At 44.8% G+C, this 25,362-nt stretch carries 20 protein-coding genes and 1 riboswitch; of the genes, 16 read left to right on the forward strand and 4 right to left on the reverse strand.

What is annotated here, in order from left to right; genetic code table 11:
• Positions 1-293 precede the first annotated feature (293 nt).
• The 7 genes from T546_RS0107995 to T546_RS0108025 all read left to right on the forward strand — a co-directional run bounded on the left by T546_RS0107995 (position 294) and on the right by T546_RS0108025 (position 10,012).
• Positions 294-2,768, forward strand: coding sequence for a hypothetical protein (locus tag T546_RS0107995; RefSeq protein ID WP_026891155.1), 2,475 nt, complete (start codon positions 294-296; stop codon positions 2,766-2,768).
• A 107-nt stretch (positions 2,769-2,875) separates the two neighbouring features.
• Positions 2,876-4,168, forward strand: a complete 1,293-nt coding sequence (locus tag T546_RS0108000; RefSeq protein ID WP_026891156.1) for a UDP-N-acetylglucosamine 1-carboxyvinyltransferase — start codon at positions 2,876-2,878, stop codon at positions 4,166-4,168.
• 146 nt (positions 4,169-4,314) lie between these two features.
• Positions 4,315-5,247: a nucleotidyltransferase family protein gene (locus T546_RS0108005; protein ID WP_026891157.1), complete on the forward strand. Its 933-nt coding sequence runs from the start codon at positions 4,315-4,317 to the stop codon at positions 5,245-5,247.
• A 106-nt stretch (positions 5,248-5,353) separates the two neighbouring features.
• Positions 5,354-5,480: riboswitch (SAM riboswitch) on the forward strand.
• An 86-nt stretch (positions 5,481-5,566) separates the two neighbouring features.
• Entirely contained in the window at positions 5,567-6,754 is a 1,188-nt protein-coding gene (metK, locus tag T546_RS0108010) for a methionine adenosyltransferase (RefSeq protein WP_026891158.1), read from the forward strand.
• Positions 6,755-6,958: 204 nt separating this feature from the next.
• Entirely contained in the window at positions 6,959-8,455 is a 1,497-nt protein-coding gene (locus T546_RS0108015; RefSeq protein WP_026891159.1) for a sensor histidine kinase, read from the forward strand.
• Positions 8,452-9,141 carry a response regulator transcription factor gene (locus tag T546_RS0108020; protein WP_024837595.1) on the forward strand — a complete coding sequence of 230 codons (690 nt, stop codon included), beginning with the start codon at positions 8,452-8,454 and terminating at the stop codon, positions 9,139-9,141. The genes T546_RS0108015 and T546_RS0108020 overlap by 4 nt, the downstream gene beginning before the upstream one ends.
• 112 nt (positions 9,142-9,253) lie before the next feature.
• Positions 9,254-10,012 (forward strand): DUF6062 family protein, encoded by a 759-nt coding sequence (locus tag T546_RS0108025; RefSeq protein ID WP_026891160.1) that lies wholly within the window; start codon positions 9,254-9,256, stop codon positions 10,010-10,012.
• Positions 10,013-10,016: 4 nt separating this feature from the next.
• On the opposite strand, the gene T546_RS0108030 is transcribed toward T546_RS0108025, so the two are convergent.
• On the reverse strand, positions 10,017-10,862 hold the full coding sequence (locus T546_RS0108030; RefSeq protein ID WP_026891161.1) for an AraC family transcriptional regulator: 846 nt from the start codon (positions 10,860-10,862) through the stop codon (positions 10,017-10,019).
• Positions 10,863-10,984: 122 nt separating this feature from the next.
• On the opposite strand from T546_RS0108030, the gene T546_RS0108035 reads away from it, so the two are divergent.
• The 3 genes from T546_RS0108035 (at position 10,985) to T546_RS0108045 (ending at position 14,082) form a co-directional block, all read left to right on the forward strand.
• A complete protein-coding gene (locus T546_RS0108035; protein ID WP_034598337.1) occupies positions 10,985-12,004 on the forward strand; it encodes a Gfo/Idh/MocA family protein in 1,020 nt (339 codons plus the stop codon).
• Positions 12,005-12,006: 2 nt separating this feature from the next.
• On the forward strand, positions 12,007-13,161 hold the full coding sequence (locus T546_RS0108040; RefSeq protein ID WP_026891163.1) for a Gfo/Idh/MocA family protein: 1,155 nt from the start codon (positions 12,007-12,009) through the stop codon (positions 13,159-13,161).
• A gap of 69 nt (positions 13,162-13,230) precedes the next feature.
• Positions 13,231-14,082: a sugar phosphate isomerase/epimerase family protein gene (locus T546_RS0108045; RefSeq protein WP_242842201.1), complete on the forward strand. Its 852-nt coding sequence runs from the start codon at positions 13,231-13,233 to the stop codon at positions 14,080-14,082.
• Positions 14,083-14,150: 68 nt separating this feature from the next.
• Here T546_RS0108045 and T546_RS0108050 read toward each other — a convergent pair whose 3' ends face one another.
• Both T546_RS0108050 and T546_RS23115 read right to left on the reverse strand, forming a co-directional pair.
• Positions 14,151-15,683 carry a response regulator gene (locus T546_RS0108050; RefSeq protein WP_026891165.1) on the reverse strand — a complete coding sequence of 511 codons (1,533 nt, stop codon included), beginning with the start codon at positions 15,681-15,683 and terminating at the stop codon, positions 14,151-14,153.
• Positions 15,677-17,452: a cache domain-containing sensor histidine kinase gene (locus T546_RS23115; RefSeq protein ID WP_051629677.1), complete on the reverse strand. Its 1,776-nt coding sequence runs from the start codon at positions 17,450-17,452 to the stop codon at positions 15,677-15,679. Before T546_RS23115 ends, T546_RS0108050 begins: the two co-directional genes overlap by 7 nt.
• A gap of 211 nt (positions 17,453-17,663) precedes the next feature.
• Here T546_RS23115 and T546_RS0108060 point away from each other — a divergent pair, with 211 nt between their 5' ends.
• From T546_RS0108060 to T546_RS23120, 4 genes are all read left to right on the forward strand, one after another.
• A complete protein-coding gene (locus T546_RS0108060; RefSeq protein WP_026891166.1) occupies positions 17,664-19,016 on the forward strand; it encodes an ABC transporter substrate-binding protein in 1,353 nt (450 codons plus the stop codon).
• 69 nt (positions 19,017-19,085) lie between these two features.
• Positions 19,086-19,997: a carbohydrate ABC transporter permease gene (locus T546_RS0108065; RefSeq protein ID WP_026891167.1), complete on the forward strand. Its 912-nt coding sequence runs from the start codon at positions 19,086-19,088 to the stop codon at positions 19,995-19,997.
• 4 nt (positions 19,998-20,001) lie between these two features.
• Complete coding sequence (locus T546_RS0108070) at positions 20,002-20,847, forward strand: carbohydrate ABC transporter permease (RefSeq protein ID WP_026891168.1); 846 nt, start codon at positions 20,002-20,004, stop codon at positions 20,845-20,847.
• Positions 20,848-21,020: 173 nt separating this feature from the next.
• Positions 21,021-22,340: a glycoside hydrolase family 28 protein gene (locus T546_RS23120; protein ID WP_034598344.1), complete on the forward strand. Its 1,320-nt coding sequence runs from the start codon at positions 21,021-21,023 to the stop codon at positions 22,338-22,340.
• A 3-nt stretch (positions 22,341-22,343) separates the two neighbouring features.
• Here T546_RS23120 and T546_RS0108080 read toward each other — a convergent pair whose 3' ends face one another.
• Positions 22,344-23,117 carry a DeoR/GlpR family DNA-binding transcription regulator gene (locus T546_RS0108080; protein WP_026891169.1) on the reverse strand — a complete coding sequence of 258 codons (774 nt, stop codon included), beginning with the start codon at positions 23,115-23,117 and terminating at the stop codon, positions 22,344-22,346.
• 215 nt (positions 23,118-23,332) lie between these two features.
• On the opposite strand from T546_RS0108080, the gene T546_RS0108090 reads away from it, so the two are divergent.
• The gene (locus T546_RS0108090) at positions 23,333-24,487 is read left to right on the forward strand and encodes an iron-containing alcohol dehydrogenase (RefSeq protein ID WP_026891170.1); all 1,155 of its coding nucleotides are present in this window, start codon (positions 23,333-23,335) and stop codon (positions 24,485-24,487) included.
• A 22-nt stretch (positions 24,488-24,509) separates the two neighbouring features.
• Positions 24,510-25,355: a class II fructose-bisphosphate aldolase gene (locus tag T546_RS0108095; protein WP_026891171.1), complete on the forward strand. Its 846-nt coding sequence runs from the start codon at positions 24,510-24,512 to the stop codon at positions 25,353-25,355.
• Positions 25,356-25,362: the final 7 nt, after the last annotated feature.

Genomic DNA, 25,362 nt, shown 5'->3' on the forward strand with positions numbered 1-25,362 from the left:
TAATACAGATAACACGAAAATACGTCTTGTAACGGAATTTCAGAATGGAGTTTACCTCAAAAAGAGGTCGCCCAATTCAGAAGTCGTTCAAGACGTATTTTTACTATTTCCCCAATCACCTATCTTAAATCAATCCATTCAGTCCTTTCCTTTGTCCCCGCTTTTCCTTAAAGATTTTACGGCATTCCTAAAAGTCTCCGGATTTACGAATGTTTAAGAAAGTTTTCATTGTAGTTTTGGTTATAATTGTATAGAATAATAAGATAGAAAGTAAAGTCAAAGGAAGTTTTCATATGAATCGAATGATTAAGAAAATTGCGGTGTTATCTGCGGTTTTTGTAGCAGCCACCGCAGTTTATTTTGTTTGGAACCAAAAAACAACGGAAAAAAAAGATGTTATGGTCTACACCTCCATGGATGAGTCCTCTCTCCCCGTTGTTTATACCGATATGTACGGCAGAAAGATGAATCTGCTGCACGGCTACACTCAGGACATGAAGCAGACCGTTTCCAGGGAAGCTCTTACCCTTCTGCCTGCTGACCGTTCTTTAAACCTTCAGATCTCAGATAACAGCGGAAGCATCAATGGAATCAGCTATGAAGTCCGCAGTCTTGATATGGAGCGGCTGGTAGAGCGGACAACCGTTGAGACCTGGAATCAGGCGGATGATGGTGTTTCTGTTTCCCTTCCCATCCAGAATCTGTTAACAAAGGACAAGGAATACTTGCTCGTCCTCGACCTGGATACCTCAAGTAAAGGAAGTCTCCTTTACTACACAAGAATCATGTGGACAGACAACAGCAATGCCAAGGATATGATTGATTTTGCAGTTAATTTTACCACTAAGACCTTTAATTATGAGCAGGCCAAAGAGCTTACCACCTATCTGGAAAGCAATGATTCAGAGGATAACAGCTCCCTTAGCCATGTTTCCATACGTTCCAGCTTTTCCCAGCTGACCTGGGGCGGTCTTTCTGTTGCTCCTGTGGGAGATATTCAGGCAACCCTTAAGGATTTAAACGGAATTATGTGCAGCGTCCAGCTAAAATACCAGGTAGCCAGAGGAGAGGGCGATTCCAGAGAGCTTTATGAAGTGGAGGACAACTTCACCATGAAGTGGGACAGCCGCAGAATTTATCTCATGGATTTTAACCGGGATACCAGTCAGGTCTTTTCCGGGCAGAGAGAGCTTTTTGCCGGAAAACGGATTCTTCTTGGAATCGTTGACCCGGAAGAGGTACGGACAGCAAAAAGTCCGTCAGGGAACCAGATTGCCTATGTGGTGAACCGGGACCTTTGGACCTTTGACCAGAAGGGAGAACATGGTGTTAAGGTATTTTCCTTCCGAAGCAAAGAAGATGACCGCATCCGAAGCGGGTATGACCAGCATGATATCAAGATTCTTTCCGTAGGTGACAATGGAGATGTGAATTTCCTGGTATACGGATACATGAACCGTGGAATCCACGAGGGAAGCATGGGAATAGCCATGTATCAGTACAGCAGTCAGAACAATGCCATAGAGGAACGTTTCTTCACTCCAATTACCTTATCCTATGAGATGCTCAAAGAGGATATGGACCAGCTGGCTCATTTAGGAAGCAATGGAATGCTTTATTTAATGGCCGACCGGTCGGTATACGGAATTGATTTAAACAGCAACGAATATATGGTTCTTGCAGATTCCCTCATGGAAGGTGGCTATGCAGTCAGCGGAACGGAACGCCATTTTGCATGGCAGGAAGGAAGCGACATCTATGGGGCAGGAGTGATCCACCTCATGAATCTTGACACTGGAATCAAGCGGGAGATTGCAGGGGGAGATCATGATTTATACCGTCCCTTAGGCTTTGTTGGAGATGATTTTATCTACGGCATTGCAAACGAGGGCGACAAATGGGTGGAAAACGGTAGAATACTGGATGCCCCTATGCACCGAATTGAGATTATGGACCAGGCCGGAAAGATTTTAAAGGAGTATGAGCAGGAGAATGTTTATATTTCCGATGTTTCTGTAGATGACAGCCGAATTCATCTGACTCAGGTGGTTAAATCGGCAGACCAGTCTTATGCTGCTTCTAAGCGGGATACCATTGTCTGCAATCAGGAAATCACCAATGATGAAATAGAAGGAGTCGGCTCCGCCGCGACTCAGGACCGGAAAAAGATTTATTTTATCCAGCTTTCCAAGGACACACAAAGCAAAGAGGTAAGAATCACAGTACCAAAGAAGGTGGCCTATGAAACTACAGAAGTGGTGGAATTAAAGGGCAATCAAAAGGCAAGAGAAAACCGCTACTATGCCTACAGCGGAAGCCATTTTCTTGGAAGTAGAAGAGATTTTACCGATGCTCTGGCCCTGGCCTTTGACAGAATGGGCGTGGTAACCGATCAGAATCAGGAGATTTTATGGAGCCGTGTCAATCGTCCACCCATTCGCAACATGAAGGACCCCATGAAAAATGGAGCTGTATTTTTACACAATCTAGAAGATTTTGACGGAGAGAGAACCCTGCGGGACGGCGTTTTGATGATCGATGCCAGAGGCTGTACCTTAAACCAGGTGCTTTACTTTGTAGGCAAGGGGTGCCCGGTGGCAGCGTATACTGGTCAGGGAGGATATCTTCTCATATCGGGCTACGATCAGTACAACGTAACCCTTTATAATCCGTCTACCGGAGACAGCCAGAAGATGGGGATCAACGATGCCTCTTCCTTCTTCACAGAACGGGGAAATGATTTTGTCTGCGGACTATTGTTGGAATAGAAAATGCGTTCTCTTTACAAATTCCCAGGATGTGTTATAATTATCAAAGGCTAATCAAGAAAACGTAAGAAATTTTTAATAGATAACGTGATAATCAGAGGTGTGAAATGGAGCAGTATATTATGAAGGGCGGAAATCCACTGGTGGGCGAAGTTACCATCGGCGGAGCAAAGAATGCCGCTTTAGGAATTCTGGCAGCAGCTATTATGACAGACGAAGATGTTCTGATCGATAATTTACCCGATGTTCGGGATATAAATGTATTACTGGAAGCGATTGAAGAGATTGGTGCAAAGGTAGAACGCATCGACAGACATACCGTTCGTATCAACGGCGGAACCATTCGGGAAGTATCCGTTGATGATGAATATATCCGTAAGATCAGAGCCTCCTATTATTTTATCGGAGCGATGCTTGGCAAATATAAAAGCGCCCAGGTTCCTCTTCCAGGTGGCTGCAACATTGGAAGCCGACCGATTGATCAGCATTTAAAGGGATTCCGCGCCCTTGGAGCGGAAGTAAAGATTGAGCGTGGAGCCGTAATCGCCCATGCCATTGACCTTGTGGCAAGCCATATCTATTTAGACGTGGTAAGCGTTGGAGCGACCATTAATGTAATGATGGCGGCAACTCTCGCAGAAGGACAGACTATTTTAGAAAATGTGGCAAAAGAGCCACACGTCGTTGACGTTGCAAACTTCTTAAACAGCATGGGAGCCAACATCAAAGGCGCTGGTACCGATACCATCCGCATCCGCGGTGTGAATAAGCTTCATGGAACCGAATATTCCATTATCCCTGACCAGATCGAGGCAGGCACCTTTATGTGTGCAGCAGCGATTACCAGAGGGGATGTTATGGTGAAAAACGTAATACCAAAGCATCTGGAAGCCATTTCTGCAAAGCTCCTTGAGATGGGATGTGAAGTGGTTGAATTTGACGATGCAGTCCGCGTGGTTGGTAAGACCAATCAAAAGCATACGGATATTAAGACTCTTCCTTATCCTGGGTTCCCTACGGATATGCAGCCTCAGATGGCGGTAACATTGGCTCTTGCTAATGGAACCAGTGTGGTAACAGAGAGTATCTTTGAAAATCGTTTCCGTTACGTAGATGAACTGTCCCGCATGGGAGCCAGCGTTAAGGTAGAAGGCAACGTAGCAGTCATCGACGGAGTAGGCGGCTTCAGCGGCGCATTCGTCAATGCCCCCGACCTTCGTGCCGGTGCAGCTCTTGTTATTGCAGGACTGGCGGCAGACGGATATACTGTGGTCGATGAAATCGGATTTATTCAGAGAGGCTATGAGTGCTTTGAAGAGAAGCTTCAGGGACTTGGAGCCATGATTGAAAAAGTAGATTCCGAAAAGGAAGCGAAGAAGTTTAAATTAAAGGTAGGTTAGGCGGGGATATTTCCCGCCTTTTTTATGTCATAGGGAAATTATGGACACTGAGGCAGGTTCCGTGATAAAATGTCGGTGTGATAAAAGGAATGCCGCCTACATACCCTTTAAAGGTGCGGGCAGGCAAGTTAAGCGGAGGTAACAAAATGAGTAAAAAACCGGTTCTGGTAATCATGGCAGCAGGTATGGGCAGTCGTTACGGAGGATTGAAGCAGATTGATCCAGTGGATGAGCAAGGGAATAAGATCATTGACTTTTCCATCTACGATGCCGTGCAGGCTGGATTTGAAACGGTTGTTTTTATTATAAAAAAGGCCATTGAGAAAGAGTTCAAGGAAAATATCGGAGACAGGCTGAAAGACCATGTTAACGTAAAGTACGTCTATCAGGAGCTTGATAAGCTGCCAGAGGGGTATGACATTCCCGAAGGCAGAGTAAAGCCCTGGGGCACCGGTCACGCCATTCTATGCTGTCAGGAGGTCATTGACGGACCCTTTGCAGTCATCAACGCAGATGATTATTACGGAAGAACTGCCTTTCAGGCAATCTATAACCAATTGACCAGAGTCTCTGACGATGAGAATAAATATCAGTACGCCATGGTAGGCTATGAGCTTTATAATACCCTGACGGAAAATGGTCATGTGGCCAGAGGTGTCTGCACGGTAAATGAGGACGGTAAACTCTTAAATATCCATGAGCGCACCCGGATTGAAAAGCATGGAGAAATTGCAGAATTTACAGAAGATGACGGCAATTCCTGGACCGAACTTTCTAAGGAAACTCTTGTCTCCATGAATTTGTGGGGATTTACAGAAAGCATTTTAAAGGAGCTATCTTCCCGTTTTATCAGCTTTCTTGACCGGGAGCTCACTCAAAATCCAGTGAAGTGTGAGTATTTCCTCCCCTTTGTGGTAGATGAACTTTTAAAAGAAGGTAAGGCAGAGGTCTCTGTCTTAAAAAGCTCAGACCGCTGGTACGGTGTGACCTACAAGGAAGATAAAGAGAACGTTGTTAAGGCAATCGGCCAGCTGAAACAATCAGGCCTCTATCCTGACATTCTCTGGGAAGAGAAGTAATGCGCTAGATAGAAATGCACTTGACAGCCGATTATGAATAAGTTAAAATATAGGTGCAATTATATAGCACCTTACAATTGAATAACAACTGAAAAGTACGTAATATCCCTTATTCAGAGTGATGGAGATACAAAGGATCTGTGAAGTCACGGCAACCCCCGCAACCGAATGGCATATGCCATATCGAAGCTGCTGGAAGGTGCCAACCTGAGCGAGAAATCGAGCAATAAGAGGATTTGATACAGTTTATCAAGTCCGCATTTGCTGCGGACTTTTCTTTTTGTTATTCCCCCATGTAAAATAGAGGAGGAATTACAACATGGAAAAATTATTATTTACATCCGAGTCAGTAACCGAAGGACATCCGGATAAGATGTGCGATCAGATTTCTGACGCCATTCTTGATGAGCTGTTAAGACAGGACCCTATGAGCCGCGTAGCCTGCGAGACCTGCACCACAACTGGTATTGTTATGGTCATGGGAGAGGTTACCACAAATGCTTACGTGGATATCCAGAAGATCGTACGGGAAACGGTAAAGGAAATCGGTTATGACCGCGCGAAATACGGCTTTGATTACGAGACCTGCGGTGTTATGGTAGCTCTTGACGAACAGTCCAAAGATATTGCCATGGGTGTTGACCGCGCTCTTGAGGCAAAAGAAAATAAAATGTCTGATGCAGAAATTGATGCTATCGGAGCAGGAGACCAGGGTATGATGTTCGGTTTTGCCAGCAATGAGACCGAAGAATATATGCCATATCCCATCGCACTGGCTCACAAACTGGCTCTTCAGCTGACCAAGGTGAGAAAAGACGGAACTCTGACCTATCTTCGTCCTGACGGAAAGACACAGGTTACTGTGGAATACAATGAAGATGGAAAGCCAATCCGCCTCGATGCCGTTGTATTATCCACACAGCATGATGAGAACGTAAGCCAGGATCAGATTCACAAAGATATTAAAAAGTATGTCTTTGATGAGATTCTTCCAGCAGAATTAGTAGATGATAACACAAAATTCTTTATTAATCCAACCGGACGTTTCGTTATCGGCGGACCTCACGGAGACAGCGGTTTAACTGGACGTAAGATCATCGTAGACACCTATGGCGGCTATGCTCGTCACGGCGGCGGTGCTTTCTCTGGGAAAGACTGCACAAAGGTAGACCGTTCCGCAGCATACGCAGCACGTTACGTGGCTAAGAACATTGTTGCAGCAGGTCTTGCTGATAAGTGTGAGATTCAGCTTTCCTATGCCATCGGTGTGGCTCATCCGACTTCCATCATGGTAGATACCTTTGGAACAGGAAAATTAAGCAATGAAAAGCTGGTTAATATCATTCGTGAGAACTTCGATCTTCGCCCGGCTGGAATCATTAAGATGCTGGATCTTCGCCGTCCGATTTACAAGCAGACCGCTGCTTACGGACATTTTGGAAGAAACGATCTTGATCTTCCATGGGAGAAGCTTGATAAGACAGAGCTTTTAAAGAAATATTTATAAAAATTAGTTAAAAATTAGATTAGAAACAGCCAAAAGCTGGCAACGGCTGAGGCAACAGGCAGGGTAAAACCGCCTGTTGCCTCAGCTTTTTAAATTTTAGAATTGTTTTATAAATTCTTACGGCCATGTGTGTTATAATACCATTACGTTATATAATGATTTTGTCATGTATTTTTAATAGGAAGCATAAGAGAGGCGATAAAAGTGAAATTAAAACTAAAAACCAGACTGGTGGTTGCATTTATAATTATCACGGTAATCCCCCTGACCCTTATATTTGGCGTGGTGACAGGTCTAAGCAGTTACCAGAGGAATGCATTCCGTAAAGCATATAATCTGACAGACCAGGTGGATCTTATTTCCGGCAATACCATTCAGATTTTTAGCCGCCTGACAAGTCCGGAGGTAAAGGAAATCGGCCAGTTATTAGAAAGTGATCCGGGACAGCTTGGTAACAAGGAGTATTTGGACAAGTTAAATGCAGGCCTGTCAAGAAAGTACGCCTATGTCATCGTCCGCAAGGGAGATACCTTTATATATGACGGCAACAGCCATATTACCCAGGGCTTAACCAGCCAGCTTCCCAAATATGAGGAGGTAGACGGCACCCTTGACGCGGCCATGTATCTGGACGGAGAGAGTCAGCATCTGGTGAAGCAGATAGATTTTTTATTTCCAGATGGAGGGCAGGGCAGCGTATTCATTGTGTCAAACATAGACGGGCTTCTTCCTGAGATTAAGGTCATGATGTGGGAGATGCTTCTTGCTGGTGTTATGATTATTGTATTTACCGATGCCATTCTTTTGATGTGGGTATATCGTTCTGTTATAAGCCCGTTGGGGCGCTTGGAGGTAGCCACAAAGAAGATTCGGGATGGAAACCTGGATTTTTCCCTGGAGATCGAAGAGGATGACGAGATTGGTCAGCTTTGCCAGGACTTTGAGGAGATGAGAATCCGTTTAAAGGAATCCGCAGAGGAGAAGGTTGAGTATGATAAGGAGAATAAGGAGCTGATCAGCAACATTTCTCATGATTTAAAGACGCCCATTACTGCCATCAAAGGGTATGTGGAAGGAATCATGGATGGGGTTGCATCCTCCCCTGAAAAACTGGACCGTTATATCAGGACCATTTACAACAAAGCCAATGATATGGATAAGCTGATTGATGAGCTTACCTTCTATTCTAAAATTGATACCAATAAAATCCCCTATACCTTTTCGAAAATCAGCGTTTCCAATTATTTCAGGGACTGCGTGGATGAGGTGGGGCTTGAGATGGAAGCCAGAAACATTGAGCTTGGTTATTTTAATTATGTGGACGAAGAGGTGGTAATAATAGCAGATGCGGAACAGCTTCGCCGGGTCATTAATAATATTGTGAGCAATTCGGTAAAATATATGGATAAGAGGAATGGAATTATTAACATCCGGATTAAGGATGTAGGCGATTTTATTCAGGTGGGAATCGAGGATAACGGCAAGGGAATTTCAGCAAAGGATCTGCCGAACATTTTTGACCGGTTCTATCGTACCGATTCCTCCAGGAATTCCTCCCAGGGCGGCAGCGGAATTGGTTTGTCTATTGTGAAAAAGATTATAGAGGATCATGGCGGCAGGATTTGGGCCAGCAGCAAGGAAGGAATCGGAACCGAGATTCATTTTGTTTTAAGAAAATACCAGGAGGTCATACAGGAATGAGCAGAATACTGATTGTGGAAGACGAGATAAGCATTGCAGAGCTTGAGAAGGATTATCTGGAGCTAAGCGGCTTTGAGGTAGAGATTGAAAATAACGGAACGGAAGGATTATCCCAGGCACTTCACGAGGATTTTGACCTGTTAATACTGGATCTGATGCTTCCTGGGGTAGATGGCTTTGAGATTTGCAGAAAGGTGAGAGAGGTTAAAAATACTCCCATCATTATGGTATCTGCAAAGAAGGAAGATATTGACAAGATCCGTGGTCTTGGACTGGGAGCCGATGATTATATCACAAAGCCCTTTAGTCCCAGCGAGATGGTTGCCCGTGTAAAGGCTCACTTAGCCCGTTACGAGCGTTTGATCGGAAGCGGAACACCGGATAACGAGATTATCGAAATCCGCGGCCTTAAGGTTGATAAGACGGCAAGAAGAGTCTGGATCAACGGGGAAGAAAAGAATTTTACCACAAAGGAATTCGATCTTCTTACGTTCCTGGCTCAGAATCCCAATCATGTATTTACAAAAGAAGAATTGTTTAATAAAATATGGGATATGGAATCCATTGGAGATATTGCCACGGTTACCGTCCATATTAAAAAGATCAGAGAAAAAATCGAATTTAATACGGCAAAACCTCAGTATATCGAGACAATCTGGGGCGTAGGCTATCGGTTTAAGGTCTAAGGTCTGCCTGGGCGATGAAGAAAAACCCGGCTGTGCGAAGGAAGAATCCTGGCACAGCCGGGTTTTATGTCATAGGAAATGTGTTACAGGAGATAGGAAAGGAAAGGCTGAGATGAAGGAAAAACTATATGAGATACCGTTAAATGATGCCATGGATGCAGGGGAGGAATGCCCTTTTTGCTTCTTAGAGAGAAAGGCAGAGCAGGAATTAATGGACTTTGTACTTGGCTCCTGCGCATCCTACATGGAAAGCGATACCAGAGCAGCCACGGATCAGGAAGGCTTCTGCCGCACCCATCAAAAAAAGATGTTTGATTACGGCAATGCCCTTGGGAACGGCTGGATTCTTAAGACCTATTATAAAAAGCTGTTAAAGGAAATGAAGGAGGAGTTTACCCATTTCGCTCCTCAGAAGACCTCCTTAAAGGACCGGCTGATGAAAAAGTCAGGGAATGAAAATTCCATACGTGAATGGGTCACATCAAAAGAAAAGACCTGCTATATCTGTGACCGATTTTCCAAACGCTACGAACGGTATGTGGCAACCTTTTTCCATCTTTATAAGAATGATTCTTCCTTCCGGGAAAAGCTGACAAAAAGCAAGGGGTTCTGCTTTCATCACTTTGGGGATTTATGCAGCGGAGCCGATCAGTACTTAGGTGACGGGGATCGTAAGGAATTTTACTCTGTCCTTTTTCCACTGATGGAAGAAAATATGGAACGGATGTCAGGGGATATCGACTGGTTCATTGAGAAATTCGATTATATAAACCGGGATGCCGACTGGAAGCAGTCAAAGGATGCCCTGCAGCGGGGAATGCAGAAAATTCGGGGCGGCTATCCGGCCGACCCGGTCTATAAGATGAAATAACTCCTTACTCATTCAACCGCTTGAACTGTCCCGGCGTACATCCGGTGGTATTACGGAAGGTACGGATAAAGTTGGAATAATCATGAAAGCCGGACAAATAGCAGGCTTCGGAAACGGTGTGGCCCTTTAGTAAAAGCTCCTTTGCCAGGGCTACCCGTTTTACAACAATGTACTGGAAGATGCTGCTTTCTGTTTCCGATTTGAATAAATGGCTTAAATAATATTTATCAAGAGCCAGGGCGTTGGAGATGGAATCCAGTGTCATGGGAGCTGTTAAGTTCTCATCAATATAGTTCATAATAGCCTGGGCCTTATGAGGTCTTGGAGAGGTATTTTTAGAACCGGTCTTTTTGTATGTTTTATTAATTAAAACCAATATTTGAAGCAAAGTTGTAATCTCTGTTAAGTCGCTGCCGTAGGAGCCGCGATTTTTTTTTGCCTTTTCTAAGGTCTCTGCCATGGAAATCATTACTTTGTAATCCTCCCCTGAAAGCAGTATTAAATTGTTTACTCCAGGCTCCCGGTGGAAACAATCAAGTAGATTGGTATTGGGAGTGGAGTAAGGACGGATAAAGGCGGGATTTATGTGGATTACAAGGCGGGTAAATAGCTCGTTGCTGGAGTTGATGGCCTTGTGTATTTCCCGGTTAGAAAAGAGGATTAAGTTACCGGGGCTCATATCATAACAGGCATTTTCCACAAAATACTGGATATGCCCGTCCAAAAGAAGATATATTTCGTGGCTGTTATGCATATGAAAATCCACATTTCCCGCGGCATGGCTGGTGGTAAAATCACAAGTGAAGGGTTCTGAAAATTCACTGTAATGATAAAGATTTTCCTTTTTCATGGGAGCCTCCTTAAAAAGACAATCTGCGCATGTTTCTAGTCAATCTACGCAAACAAATTGCGTTAATAAAAGTATATAATAAATCTATCATAGAAACAGCAAAAAGAAAAGGGGATGGAATCATGGTTCGGGTTGGTATCGTTGGCTGCGGTAGCATTGGAAGGGTTCATGCCATGAGCTTAAATGGACTTTCGGGGGTCAGTCTTTGTGCGTTTGCAGATATCCATAAGGAGCGTGCGGAGGAATATTCGAAGGAATATACCGGTGGTGATGGAAGGGCTTATGAATCTTTGGATGAGATGCTTCAAAAAGAGGATTTAGAGGTGGTCCACATCTGCACGCCTCATTACTGCCATACGGACTTGGCAGTGGCAGGATTAGAGAAGGGAATTTCTGTATTTATGGAGAAACCGCCAGCCATCACCAGAGAGCAGTTTTTCAGGCTTTCTAAGGCGGAACAAGCAAGCAAGGGAAGACTTGGCATCTGCTTTCAGAACCGTTATAACGAGACTACAAGAGAGGTCAGCCGTATCTTAAAGGAGGAAATTCTTGGAAAGGTAAAAGGAGGTAGAGCCTTTGTCACCTGGAACCGGGGGCAGTCCTATTATACGGAAAGCGAATGGCGGGGAAGTCTCCAGACGGAGGGAGGCGGAGCTTTAATGAACCAGTCCATTCACACTCTGGATCTTTTGCTGTACTGGCTTGGAAGGCCTGTAAGGACGGAGGCGACCATCAGAAACCACCATTTAAAAAATGTGATAGAGGTGGAGGATATGGTAGAGGCGTATATGGAGTTTACAGAAGGGGATGACCCGGTTCGTGCCACATTTTACGCCACAACTGCCTTTGGATACGATGCTCCTGTTTTTATTGAACTGGTATGCGAAAAGGGAGTAGTCAGACTGGAAGGGGGTTCCGTCTGGTACAGGACCTGGGAAGATGAAGAGCCGGTTTATTTCCAGGCAGCTAAGGGGCTGGCTCCGGGAAAGGAATACTGGGGCAGAGGGCATGAAGCCTGCATCAGGGACTTTTATCACTGCTTACTGACGAAAGAAGCCTATGGCAATGACCTTTCCTCTGTGGAAAACACATTCTTTACGGTAATGGATATTTATGATTCAGCAAGAAATAAGGAGAGATGACGATGGAACAGGTGAGACTTGGAATTATTGGAATTGGAAATATGGGGTCAGGACATGTAAAGAACATACTGGAAGCGGAGCTTTCTCAGTTGACAATCACTGCAGTGGCAGACAGACAGGAGGGCCGGAGGACCTGGGCGAAAGAACATCTGCCGGAATCCGTGGCGATCTTTGAGGAAGGAACTGAATTAATTGATTCCGGAACCTGCGATGCAGTACTGATTGTGGTTCCTCACTATCAGCATCCGGAGCTTACGATATATGCCTTGAACCATGGTCTTCATGTACTTTGTGAAAAGCCAGCCGGTGTTTACACCAAGCAGGTACGGGAGATGAATGAGGCGGCTAAAAAGAGTGACCGTGTGTTTGCCATGATGTTCAATCAGAGAACCAACAGCATTTACCGAAAGATGCACGAGCTGGTAACCGGCGGAGAGCTTGGGGCCATTAAGAGGGTGAACTGGATCGTAACCGACTGGTACCGCACCCAGTCCTATTATGATTCCGGAAGCTGGAGAGCTACCTGGGATGGGGAAGGCGGCGGAGTTTTATTAAACCAGTGCCCCCACAATATGGACCTCATCCAGTGGATCTGCGGAATGCCGAGCAAGGTAAGGGCATTCTGCCACAATGGAAAATGGCATGAGATCGAGGTGGAAGACGATGTGACCGCCTATATGGAATATCCCAATGGAGCGACCGGCGTTTTTGTTACCACCACTGCAGACGCCCCTGGCACCAACCGGTTTGAAGTCACCCTGGAGATGGGCAAACTGGTCTGCGAAGATAACAAGCTGACTCTTTATAAGCTGTCAGAGAATGAGCGTACCTTCTGTAAAACAGCTAAGGGCGGCTTTGATACTCCGGAATGCACCGTAACAGAGGTGGAAACAGATGGACTCAATGAACAGCATATGGGAGTGATTAAGGCATTTGCCAATCGGATTCTCCATGGAACTCCTCTTGTGGCAGACGGTGTGGAGGGAATCAACGGACTGACCTTATCAAATGCCATGCATTTATCCAGTTGGCTTGAGAAAGACATTGAACTTCCATTTGATGAGGACCTTTTCTTAGAGGAGCTTACGAAGCGTCGTATGGCATCTAAGAAAAAGGAAGGCACAGGAGTTGTTTTCAGCACAGAGGGAAGTTATTAATAATATACAAACTATTTCGAAAAAATATATTTATGAAACGATTGATGTAACAATGAAAAAGGAGAAACGATGATGTGGGAAGGAATTCAGTTATCCGGGTTTGCGGATGAAATTGATATGAATTTAGGTAAGCAGATTGAGGTGTTAAAAAAGCTCCAAATTGATCATGTGGAGATGCGCGGGGTAAATGGAAAAGGTTTGGTGGATTACTCCATTCAGGAAGCAAGGGAGATTAAGAAGCAGTTAGATGAATCTGGAATCCAGTTATCTTCCGTAGGTTCTCCCATTGGAAAGATTAAGATCACCGATGATTTTGCACCTCACATGGAGCTTTATAAGCATACCGTAGAGATTGCACATGAAATGGAGACGCCCTATATCCGTATGTTCAGCTTTTTCATGCCAGAACATGAAAGCTATGCTCCTTACCGTGGAAAAGTCATGGACCAGTTGGGTCAGTTTGTGGATTATGCCAAGGCGAGCAATATCATCCTTCTTCATGAAAATGAAAAGGATATCTATGGTGATGTGGCAGACCGCTGCCTGGAGCTGATGAAGGAATTTTATGGGGACCATTTTAAGGCTGTGTTTGATTTTGCAAACTTTGTTCAGTGCAAGCAGGATACACTGGCTGCTTATGAAATGTTAAAGCCATACATTGCTTACATTCACATTAAGGATGCCCTTTGGTCAGATGGCAGCGTAGTTCCGGCAGGTCATGGGGATGGAAATGTGGAAAAGATTCTTAAGCTGTTAAAGGACAGTGGATATCAGGGATTTTTATCTCTGGAGCCTCATCTGGCTGACTTTGCAGGCTTTAGTTCCTTAGAGCAGAGTGCAGGAGAGAAGAAAAAACTGAGTGGGGAAGAGGCATTTACCATTGCCTGTGAAGCACTTCGGAAGATTCTTGAGAGAATTTAGTAAATGAAATCAGAATAAATACCATAAAGGTGTCCTGACAGCAGTCGAAACGACTGGTCAGGGCATCTTTATTTTTCTCCTCCGTTTAAGCGTTTCACATAGGCGCTGGGCGTCATGCCAGTATGCTTTTTAAAGATCTGGCTGAAATATTGGGGGTTATTCCCGCAGCCCACCTGCTCCGCCACCCATTGAATCTGTTCTGCATTGCCTTCTGTTAACAGCTGCTTTGCCTTTTGAATGCGAAGCGTTGCTAAGTAATTGGAGAATTTCTGTTTTGTTTCCTTGATAAAACGGGCACTGACATAATCCACATTCATGAAAAGATAAGTTTCTGCAATCCACTTTAAGGTCAGATTAGGGTTACTTAAGTTATTTTCCACACACTGCTTGACTTTTTCAATGAACGGACTGCAGCACTGGGGATTTTCATGGGGCTGTTCCATGATGTGCAGGATTTTTTTTATAAGCATGTTTTTAAGGACCTCTATATTTGTCTGTTCGTTTAAGGTCATTAAATATTCCGTAGCTTCCAAAGTGGAATAATACCGATTTCCTGTTGTGAACTTAATCACCATGCGGGAGGCCGCCTGTTTTAGAAAGTCCAGGTTTCCTATATTTTTAATCGTATTTAAAAGCTCCTCTAAGGTGACATCGGTAGAATTTTTATCTTCTGACTGCATCAGGGAGGTAGTCAGCTGTTCAATTTTAGTAATCAGATTCTTATAGTTACAGATAGGAACGGGCTGCAGGCCATTCATGAAATATATCATTCCGTACCTCTCAATTTTACCGGTCAGAGTCTCAATTAAGGCAGAAAGACTGACATAAGTTGCTCTTACATAGGAAAGCTCTGTTAAAGCCTTACCGGGAGACAGTGACATCATAAAGGCATCCAGCTTATCATAGGAAACCTGATGACTTTCAAAAAACAGGATCAGAGTGTTTTTCACATAAATGCTGTAAACCGTGATTCCTGGCGCGTGCTCCTTCATGTAGAAGGAAACCTGATTGAGAACCGATGTTAAATGTTCCTCCTCCAGATAATGAAGATAACACATCTCATACCCGGTATTAAAAAAATCCATGAAGCCGGAATAGGAATCCCAGGCCCGCTCCGGTGATTCCTGGAGAAAAATCCGCTCGTTGATGATATTTGCCAGTACACTGTAATGAAGATTGTGGGTCAGGGCCTTCTGCCTCTCCTTTAAATCCTGGAACGCCCGGCGATGATAGTATTCCTTTACCACATCCTTCATGCTTTCTATGATCTGTCCCTCGTTGCAGGGCTTTAGGAGATAATGGTGGACCCTGAATTTCATGGCCTGCTTGGCATACTTAAATTCTCCGAAGCCGGAGAGGATAATAAACTGGGTGCCAAGGTCCGTCTGTGAGATTCGTTCCACCAGCTCAAGGCCCGATAAGCCTGGCATGCGGATGTCGGTGAGCACAATATCGGGAGTCTCATCAAGAATCATATTATAAGCCTCAATCCCGTCGCTGCAGGTACCGATTAACTCAATTCCAAGACTGTTCCAGTCGATGAGGGAAGAAATGGATTCCCGGATCATTCGCTCATCGTCGGCGATCATTAACTTTAACATGGCAAATCTCCTTTCTGGCAGCCATCTTCCTCCTGATCGTTTGACAGGGGAAAGGAAAGCTTTGCAACGGCTTGTTCCTTTTCGTTATATAGATAAAGACTTCCGGCAGAGCCGTAGGTCAGTTTCATACGCTCCTGGATGTTAAGAAGACCGATTCCAAAGCCGTGAGGGGTAATCTGATGGTATTTCAGCTTTTCTAACAGGTTGTCCTCAAATTGGGAGCCGTTGTTCATGACAGAAACGGATAGGACTCCGTCCGTAAGGGCTGCGACGATACGAATCTGACAGCCTTCCGTATTTTCTTCCAGACCGTAACGGATTGCATTTTCAACCAGGGGCTGAAGGGTGAGCTTTAAGACGCTTAAGTCAAGAAGCTCTGGTGGCACCATCACCTGGTATTCCAGGCGGTCCTCATACCTATACTTTTGAATGGTCATATAGCACTGGACCATCTCAAGCTCCCTTCGTAACGTCACCTGCTTGCTTTTCTGGTCCAGGGTGATCCTTAGAAGGGTTCCCAGGGCTTCCGCCATGGAAGAGATATCCCTGGCCCCAAGAGCCTTTGCCCTCCAGTTGATGGACTCTAAGGTATTGTATAAAAAGTGGGGATTCATCTGGTTTTCCAGGGCCTTAAGCTGAGCTTCTTTTTTAAGTATTTCATTGAGGTAATTGGTCCTTATAAGCTCATTGACCGCTAAGACCATCTGGTCAAAACGGGTATGTAAGATTCCAACCTCATCAAAACGTTCTTTGTAATTGTAGCGTATGGTGAGCTGCTGGTTCTGTCCGTCTGCCAGATTGTTCATTTTAAGAAGAAGGATATTAAAGTGTCTTGTGATGGAATCAATGAGTGCTGAGGACAATGCCATGGCAAGAGCCATGGCTCCAAGGGTTATGACAATGCAGAGATAGAAGCTTACCCGAAGGGATTCCACAATATCGTTATAGGGAATCATACACACAAAGTCCCAATTCAGATCTGGTACGCTTCGTTTTACATAGAAATAATTGTTTGATTCTAGATTGACACGCCCATATCTGGAATCAAAGCCTTGAAGCAAAGCCTGATCTGACGGAAGGGCTGAGGAATTGTAGATGAAATGTCCGTTCTGATATAGAATATAGACCGCCTTTTCATTGAGTCTGCTGGAGCTGGTAAAGGAGTTCATCAGCTGGTTGATATCAATGTTCACGATGAGATTTCCAATGGAATCCAGCTTTAGAAACTGGGACCGTCTGATGTTCTTTACCATAAAAAGACCGTATTCCTGGCTGTAATCCGTGACCCATAGGGTCTTTCCTTTTCCTTCCTCTGCTCTTTTGATTAAATCATTCTTTATGGCACTTGGAAGCTTTTCCTTCGTCATGATATGGGTGTGGACAGATATATTTCCCTGATAAAGGCTCATGTAATTGATGTTGTTCTTACGGAAATTAAAGTAGTATTCATTTAAGGTAGTATAAAGGGTCTTGTAAGCAATGGTCCGGTCCTGGGTCTGGGAGGAATCCTTATAGACACAAAGGCTCTTTTGCATGGAATTGTCGGCCAGCAGCATATCTGCCATGGTGCGGATATTTTCCAGACGGTTATTTAACTCCTGGGCAGAAAAGGAGAGAGTGGTGGCCACCGTCTGGTGCAGTACCTTCTGATGGGCCTGGGAGGAGATACGGAGGCTTAGGTAGGAGGTAAAGGCTAAGAGCAGGATGCTTAAGAATACAATGGACTGAATCTTCTTTTTTAAGGATAAATTGCGGATAAAGGATTTCATGGTGTACTCCTCTTGTTCCGGTTTTATAGTGACTTGTAACCAAATTATATACAAATTATGGAATAAATACAATTAATAAGTCGTGAAAATATACATTTTAAACAATCAACTCGGTTTTTTCCACTTCTAACTCGGTTTTGCACATTTACCGCCCCATATGCAAAACGTATAATGAAACTACCTAAGATGAGTTAACAAGGAGGAAGGTATTATGAAGAAAAGAATGGCATTGCTCATGACAGGTCTGCTGGCAGCAGCATCCCTGGCCGGCTGTGGGGGAAGTAAGACTTCTGCAACAACTGCAGCTCCTGAGACCACCAAGGAAACAGAGACCACCACAGCAGCTGCTAAGCAGGATGGGGGAAAGCTTACTATGAGCTGGTGGGGAAACCAGGTTCGTAATGAGAGGACCCAGGCAGCACTTGATCTGTACGCAGAGCAGAATCCGGGAATCACCATTGAAGGCCAGTTCTCTGAATGGTCCGATTACTGGAACAAGCTCGCCACATCAGCAGCCGGCCAGTCCATTCCGGACATTGTCCAGATGGATTATATGTACATTGACCAGTATGTGAAAAATGATTTACTGGTGGACCTGAAGCCGTACATAGACGATAAGACACTTGATGTGTCCAACATCTCAGAGAATACCATGGCTTCCGGTACAGTGGAGGGAGGGGTATATGCCATCTGTGCAGGCATTAATTCACCGGCTATGATGTACAACAAGACACTTCTTGACCAGAACGGAATTACCGTAAAGGATTATTTGACCATTGATGAATTTGAGGACCTTTGCCGTCAGGTATATGAAAAGACCGGCTATAAGACCTCCATCGTTTACGGAACTGCCCAGACCTATCTGGATTACTTTATGAGAGCCTATGATGTTGTGCTGTTTGGAGACAAAAAGATGGGCGGAACAAAGGAAGATTACATTCCATTCTTCGAGATGTATACCAAAGGCTTAAAAGAGGGCTGGCTCATCGATCCCGGTGTATTTGCTGAAATCTCCGTGGGCTCCGTAGAGCAGGACCCGATGGTTTACGGCTCCAGCCCGGAAACCATGTCCTGGTGCGCCTTTGCAAACTCCAATCAGCTGACTGCCATTCAAAAGGCTGCTCCAGAAGGCGTGACGGTTGGTATGACCACATGGCCGTCTCCTGATCCAAAGAAATCCGGTTACTTAAAGTCCAGCCAGTTCTTCTCCATCGGCGCCCATACAAAGAATGCAGAGGAAGCGGTTAAAGTCCTTAATTTCCTTATAAATTCAAGTGATGCAAATAACATTTTACTGGGCGAGCGTGGAGTTCCTACTTCCAGCAAAATCGCAGAAGAGCTTTCTCCAAAGATGGATGAGATCAATCAGGAAATCATTCGTTATATCAATGATGTGGTAACTCCTAACAGCTCTCCCATCAACCCACCGCAGCCTGACGGAGCAAGTGAGGTATTCAATCTTTTAAATCAGGTACAGGAGCAGTTATGCTACGGTGCTTATGACGCTGCTACCGCTGCAGAAGAATTCTACAACGGTGCCAATAAGATCATGAGCCAGAAATAAATGGATTGGGGCAGAGAAGGCTCTGCCCCTTTTTGTGGAATCTTTTCTTTGTGAACGGAGGGGACGTATATGAACGATAGGAAAAGAGAGAGTTTCAGACATTTTATGAATAAAGAAAGCACGGCAGGTTTCGTATTCAGCCTTCCGTTTACCATTGGATTTTTGCTTTTTATGGTAGTTCCCATGGGGCTTTCCTTATATTATTCCTTTTGTGATTACAATATATTGGCGCCGCCTGTTTTTACCGGGGCCAAGAATTATATAAAGATGTTTACGGATGATGCGGTGTTTCTTAAGACCATTGGGGTCACTTTTTATTTTGCATTGGTATCCGTGCCCTTAAGGCTTATATTCGCCTTAATCGTTGCCCTCATCTTATACAGGACCACGAGAATCACCGGATTTTACCGGGCAGCCTATTATCTGCCTTCCATCATTGGCGGTTCTGTGGCAGTGGCCATTCTCTGGAAGCGGATGTTTGCAACGGATGGCGTGGTAAACCAGCTGTTAAGGCTGACTGGTGTCAATTCAAGCTTTCCATGGCTTGGCAACGTAAATACTGCCATCTGGACTCTGATTATCCTGGCTGTGTGGCAGTTTGGCTCATCCATGCTCATCTTTTTATCCTCCTTAAAGCAGATTCCTGTGACACTTTATGAGGCCGCCAGAGTGGACGGAGCCAATAAGGGTTCCCAGTTTTTCCGGATTACCCTGCCTCTTTTGACTCCTACTATATTTTTTAACCTGGTCATGCAGATGATCAACGGGTTCCTTGCCTTTACCCAGTGCTTTATCATCACTCAGGGAAAGCCTTTAAACTCCACCTTATTCTATACCGTTTACATGTATCAGCAGTCCTTTGAATTTTACAACACAGGCTACGGTGCGGCACTGGCATGGGTCATGCTGGCGATCATTGGTTTTATCACCATGATTCTGTTTGCCACCAAGAGATTCTGGGTCTATACGGAAGGAGTGTGACACCATGAAAGCTAAGAAACGGATGGGTGAAATCGTTTATCATGTTCTGGTGTGTGGATTTGGCCTCATTATGGTCTATCCTCTCATCTGGATGATTATGAGCTCCTTTAAGGAAACAAGCACCATATTTACCACAGCAGGACAATTGATACCGAAGAAATTTGTACTTGCCAACTACGCCACCGGCTGGAGAGGCTTTGCAAAAACCGGGTTTGTGGTATTTTTCCGCAATTCCTTTTTTATTGCAATCGTAGCGACCTTGGGTACCGTGTTTTCTTCTGCATTTGTCGCCTATGGTCTGGCACGGTGTAAATTCTTTGGGAGGAAATTTCTCTTTGTTGCCATGCTCTTATCCATGATGCTGCCGGCTCAGGTTCTTATGATTCCTCAGTATTTATGGTATCAGAAGCTTGGCTGGGTAGGAAGCTATCTTCCTCTCATCGTTCCTTATTACTTTGCCATTCAGGGGTTTTTCATCTACCTGATGATTAATTTCATCGATGGAATTCCAAGAGAGCTTGATGAGGCGGCAAAGATTGACGGATGCTCTTATTACAGCATCTTTGCCCGGATCATACTTCCTCTCATAACACCGGCACTGATTACAGCCAGTATCTTTTCCTTCATGTGGCGCTGGGATGATTTTCTTTCTGCCCTGCTCTACATCAATGAATCTGCAAGATATCCGGTGAGCCTTGCATTAAAGCTATTTAGTGATCCTGGCTCTTCCTCCGATTACGGTGCCATGTTCGCTATGGCTACCTTATCCATTCTTCCGGCGGTCATCATATTTATCTGTCTTCAGAAATATCTGGTGGAGGGGATAAGCACCTCTGGTCTCAAAGGTTAAAAAACGGCAGAGGGCTTATAAAAAACAGCTTTTTTATAAGTCCCTGCCGTTTATTTTAGTTTTCAGCTTTTCTTCTTCGGATAGAATTGATATAATTGTGCCAATTTAACATATATCACACATTTAGAAAAAGACAGCACGTCACAGCTACGTTTGCGGGATTGGAGGAATTTATGATTTATAATGTATTGGATTTCGGAGCAAAGGGCGATGGAGTGACCAATGATGCTAAGGCAATCCAAGAGGCCATTGACACATGTACCAGTGAGGGCGGCGGCCGGGTCTTACTTCCTGGCGGACATACCTATAACAGCGGTTCTATCCTGTTAAAATCAAACGTGGATTTCCACCTGGAGATGGGAGCCGTGTTAAAGGCCAGTGATGACTTAAATGATTACTATCCTCTGGCAAACGGAGGAAAAATCGTGGCTCATGAATCCGGGCTTCCTTCCTTTTTAAACAGTGAATATAACGGCAGACCGTTCCATGCCTTCCTCTATGGATTTGACCAGAAGAATGTAGCCATCACAGGCTTTGGAACCATTGATGCCAATGAAAAGATTTTTTACGGAACCAACTCCGGTTTTCATATTGAGGGAACTTACTATCCAAGAATTCCTCTTATGCTGTTAGAAAAATTTGAGCATCTCACCATTCAGGATGTCACCTTAATCAACTGTGCCTTCTGGACCGTTCATCTGGTGGGCTGTAATGATGTACTGATTCAGGGAATCCGCTTACTCAATAACTTACAGATGGCTAACTCCGACGGTATCGACCCGGACCACTGCACCAATGTGCGGATCATCGGCTGTCACATCGAATGCGGAGACGATGCCATTGTTCTTAAAAATTCCGGAGATTACAATCAGTACGGCCCCTGTGAAAATATCGTGATTTCAAACTGTACCTTAATCTCCACCAGCGCTGCCATAAAATTTGGTACAGAAGGGGAATGCAGCTTCCGCAATGTTCTGGTCGATAATTGTACCATCAGCAGAAGCAACCGTGGAATCTCCCTTCAGATCAGAGATGGCGGAAACGTGGAAAATGCCGTGTTCTCCAATATTACCATTGAGACACGCCGCTTCTCCCATGAGTGGTGGGGAAGAGCCGAGCCGATCTGCATTACCGTACAGGACCGTAAGCCTGGGGTAAAAGCTGGAAAGGTGAGAAATGTCCGGTTCCAGAACATTACCTGCAAAGGGGAAAATGGAATCTTTATTCGGGGAAGCGAAGACAATTACGTGGAAGATGTGAGCTTTGAAAATATCCATCTGACCCTGGAAAAGACCTCCCGTTGGGAGATTGAAGGATATGATATCCGTCCCTGCCAGGGCGATGGAGCCATTCATACAAAGATCTCCGGAATCTATGCAGACTATGCCAGAGATATCTCGTTTGAGCATGTGAAAATCAATGTGGAAGAGAGCATGCAGCCCTATTACAAAGAAGATGTTACCCTGTTAAATACAGAAGAGATTACATTTTAGAGGTTATTCCGTGGCGATGCGGATGGCGCAGCCCAGTTCTTCACAGTAGGAACAGAATGCATCATCCGGCATCTGATCGGTTAGAATAGAGTCAAACTGACTCACATCTCCAAAGGTCATAAGGGATGCACGGCCAAACTTTGAGGAATCAGCCAGAAGATAATGCTTCTGGCTTTTTTTAATCGCTGCTTTTTTCACATTATATTCTTCCGTGGAAGCATTGCAGATTCCTGCCTGTACGGAAATGCCGGTACATGCCATAAAGGCCCGTACAATGTTAAAATCCTCTAAATATTCTACGCAGGAGCTGCCAACAAGAGAGGCAGTATCCCTTTTTAAGGAACCTGGAAGAACGATTAAGTTGATATTTGGGTAATTCATGGCCTTATTTATGACCTGAACGCTGTTCGTAATCACAGTGACTGTATTCAAATGGGTCAGATAGTCCACAATATTCATGGTCGTGGTACCACTGTCAATGAATATGATATCCCGTTCTCTCACGTAGGAGGCGGCTAAGGCTGCAATCCGTAATTTCTTTTGCGCATTCTGATTGGCCCGCTCGTGAAAGGTAATCAGCTCTGGGATAGGAGAAGTGGTTTCTAAGGCAACGACACCTCCGTATACTTTTTCTACCGTTCCTCTTGATACCAGTACTTCTAAATCCCTTCGCAGGGTATTTTTTGATATTTCAAAGACTTCACACAGGGTATCTATGGAAGCTGTTTTGTGTTCTAAAATATATTGTTCCAATTGGTCAATCCGGGAAATTCTCATGCTTTACTCCTTTTATGGCAGCCCCGCAGGCAGCCCTTCTGAGAAAATTATAACAGATGCACAAAAAAATATCAACAAATAACCAACAAGTGATCATATTAAGGAAAAAAACTGGAAGAATCTCTTGACCATCCCCATGAAAAGTGCTAAAATATAACCAAAATACAACAACAAATAAATCAAAACATTATCATAAACAGGAAAGGAGCGTAATAATGGGAAGAGAGTTTATTATGCCTGGAACAATCGTCAGCGGAGACAATGCCCTCTTTGATGCAAGGGCTCATTTAAAAGAACAGGGGAATAAAGCCCTGATCGTCACCGATGAGGTGATGGTGAAGCTTGGAAATGTGGAAGTATTGACCGGGCTTTTAAAAGAAGAGGGAATACTTTATGCTATTTTTGACGGAATTAACGGGGAGCCAACGGATACCATGATTGAAGATGGACTATCCTGTTATCAGAAGGAAGGCTGTGACTTCCTCATTGCCCTGGGAGGCGGAAGCCCTATTGATTCCATGAAGGCAATTGCCGCTCTGTCTGCCTGCGGTGGTAACATTTCTGATTATATGGGTAAGGTCATAAAGGGAAACCTTCCCCCTATGACAGCCATTCCTACCACAGCAGGAACAGGTTCTGAGGCAACTCAGTTCACCATTATTACGGATACGAAAAAGGACATTAAGATGCTGTTAAAGGGTCCTGTCCTCATGCCGGATCTGGCAATCATTGATCCCAGATTCACCATGACGGCTCCGCCTAAGATCACGGCGGCAACCGGACTTGATGCTCTGACTCATGCCATGGAAGCCTACACCTCAAGAAAGGCTCAGCCTCTGTCTGACTCCTTTGCGTTATCAGCGGTAAAGAGAATTTTTGCCTGGCTGCCAAAGGCATTTCATGATGGCGAGGATAAAAAGGCAAGAGAAGAGATGTCTCTGGCCGCTTTGGAAGCAGGAATTGCATTTAACAATGCATCGGTGACTCTGGTTCACGGTATGAGCCGTCCTATCGGAGCCTTGTTCCACGTTCCTCACGGCATTTCCAATGCCATGCTCTTAAAGGAATGCTTCCGCTTTGCCCTTGACGGTGCCTATGACCGGTTTGCAGTGATGGCAAGAGAGATCGGGGCAGCAGGGGAAGAGACAGGAGATGAAGAGGCAGCAAAGGCATTTCTTGACTCAGTCATTGGAATTTTGGATGAGCTTGAGATTCCATCCCTGGCAGGGTACGGCATTGACCGGGAAGCATTCTTTGCAGTCATTGACAAGATGGCAGGAGATGCCATGGACAGCGGAAGTCCTTCCAATACCAGAAAGGATATGGCAAAGGACGATGTAACCGAAATTTACCGCAGACTGTGGGATTGACCTGGGGATAAAGGAGAAGAGTATGGCATTAGTAAAGATGAAGGAATTGCTTTTACAGGCGAAGGAAGAAAACCGGGCCGTGGGAGCCTTCAGCGTGGGGAATCTTGAGATGGTAAAGGGAGCGGTGAAAGCGGCAGAGGATTACAATACCCCTATCATTTTACAGATAGCGGAAGTAAGGCTTCCTCATTCTCCCCTGGCTCTTATGGGGCCTATGATGGTGGAAGCAGCAAAAAAATCCTCCGTTCCCATTGCCGTTCATTTAGATCACGGGAAGTCCCTGGAAGTACTTTCTCAGGCACTTGCCTATGGGTTTACTTCTATTATGATGGACGGCTCCACTCTTCCTTTTGAAGAAAATATAGAAATGACCTTGCAGGCAGTTGAACTGGCAAAAAAATACGGCGCAACCGTGGAAGCGGAGCTTGGTCTGGTGGGTGGAAGTGAGGATGGCAAGACCGATGAAGGAATTCGCTGCACAAACCCACAGGATGCCAAAGTCTTTTTAGAACGGACGGGAGTGGATGCGCTGGCTGTTGCCATTGGCAATGCCCATGGCAATTATCCCGTGGCACCACGATTAGCCTTTGATGTATTAGAAGCCATTGATAAGATAACCAGTGTACCTTTGGTGCTTCATGGGGGAACCGGAATCACACCGGAGGATTTTAGAAAAGCCATATCCCTTGGGATTCGGAAAATAAACATTGCCACCGCAAGCTTTGACAGCCTGACCAGAGAAGCCATTAACTATCTGGACAGTGACGGAAAGCATGATTATTTTGGCTTAAATGAAGCAATGGTAAAGGGAGTTTATGATAATGTAACACAGCATATCCGCATTTTTAACTGTGCAGAGCCGCTGTAATCAGGAG

This window comes from [Clostridium] aerotolerans DSM 5434 (genome assembly GCF_000687555.1).
GTDB lineage: Bacteria > Bacillota > Clostridia > Lachnospirales > Lachnospiraceae > Lacrimispora > Lacrimispora aerotolerans.

Coding starts and splice junctions, on each gene's coding strand:
- T546_RS0108025 (WP_026891160.1), top strand. CDS start 9,254: ATGAAGGAAAAACTATATGAGATACCGTTAAATGATGCCATGGATGCA.
- T546_RS0107995 (WP_026891155.1), top strand. CDS start 294: ATGAATCGAATGATTAAGAAAATTGCGGTGTTATCTGCGGTTTTTGTA.
- T546_RS0108005 (WP_026891157.1), top strand. CDS start 4,315: ATGAGTAAAAAACCGGTTCTGGTAATCATGGCAGCAGGTATGGGCAGT.
- T546_RS0108060 (WP_026891166.1), top strand. CDS start 17,664: ATGAAGAAAAGAATGGCATTGCTCATGACAGGTCTGCTGGCAGCAGCA.
- metK (WP_026891158.1), top strand. CDS start 5,567: ATGGAAAAATTATTATTTACATCCGAGTCAGTAACCGAAGGACATCCG.
- T546_RS23115 (WP_051629677.1), bottom strand. CDS start 17,452: ATGAAATCCTTTATCCGCAATTTATCCTTAAAAAAGAAGATTCAGTCC.
- T546_RS0108020 (WP_024837595.1), top strand. CDS start 8,452: ATGAGCAGAATACTGATTGTGGAAGACGAGATAAGCATTGCAGAGCTT.
- T546_RS0108045 (WP_242842201.1), top strand. CDS start 13,231: ATGATGTGGGAAGGAATTCAGTTATCCGGGTTTGCGGATGAAATTGAT.
- T546_RS0108080 (WP_026891169.1), bottom strand. CDS start 23,117: ATGAGAATTTCCCGGATTGACCAATTGGAACAATATATTTTAGAACAC.
- T546_RS0108050 (WP_026891165.1), bottom strand. CDS start 15,683: ATGTTAAAGTTAATGATCGCCGACGATGAGCGAATGATCCGGGAATCC.
- T546_RS0108065 (WP_026891167.1), top strand. CDS start 19,086: ATGAACGATAGGAAAAGAGAGAGTTTCAGACATTTTATGAATAAAGAA.
- T546_RS0108000 (WP_026891156.1), top strand. CDS start 2,876: ATGGAGCAGTATATTATGAAGGGCGGAAATCCACTGGTGGGCGAAGTT.
- T546_RS0108070 (WP_026891168.1), top strand. CDS start 20,002: ATGAAAGCTAAGAAACGGATGGGTGAAATCGTTTATCATGTTCTGGTG.
- T546_RS0108035 (WP_034598337.1), top strand. CDS start 10,985: ATGGTTCGGGTTGGTATCGTTGGCTGCGGTAGCATTGGAAGGGTTCAT.
- T546_RS0108095 (WP_026891171.1), top strand. CDS start 24,510: ATGGCATTAGTAAAGATGAAGGAATTGCTTTTACAGGCGAAGGAAGAA.
- T546_RS0108030 (WP_026891161.1), bottom strand. CDS start 10,862: ATGAAAAAGGAAAATCTTTATCATTACAGTGAATTTTCAGAACCCTTC.
- T546_RS0108040 (WP_026891163.1), top strand. CDS start 12,007: ATGGAACAGGTGAGACTTGGAATTATTGGAATTGGAAATATGGGGTCA.
- T546_RS0108090 (WP_026891170.1), top strand. CDS start 23,333: ATGGGAAGAGAGTTTATTATGCCTGGAACAATCGTCAGCGGAGACAAT.
- T546_RS23120 (WP_034598344.1), top strand. CDS start 21,021: ATGATTTATAATGTATTGGATTTCGGAGCAAAGGGCGATGGAGTGACC.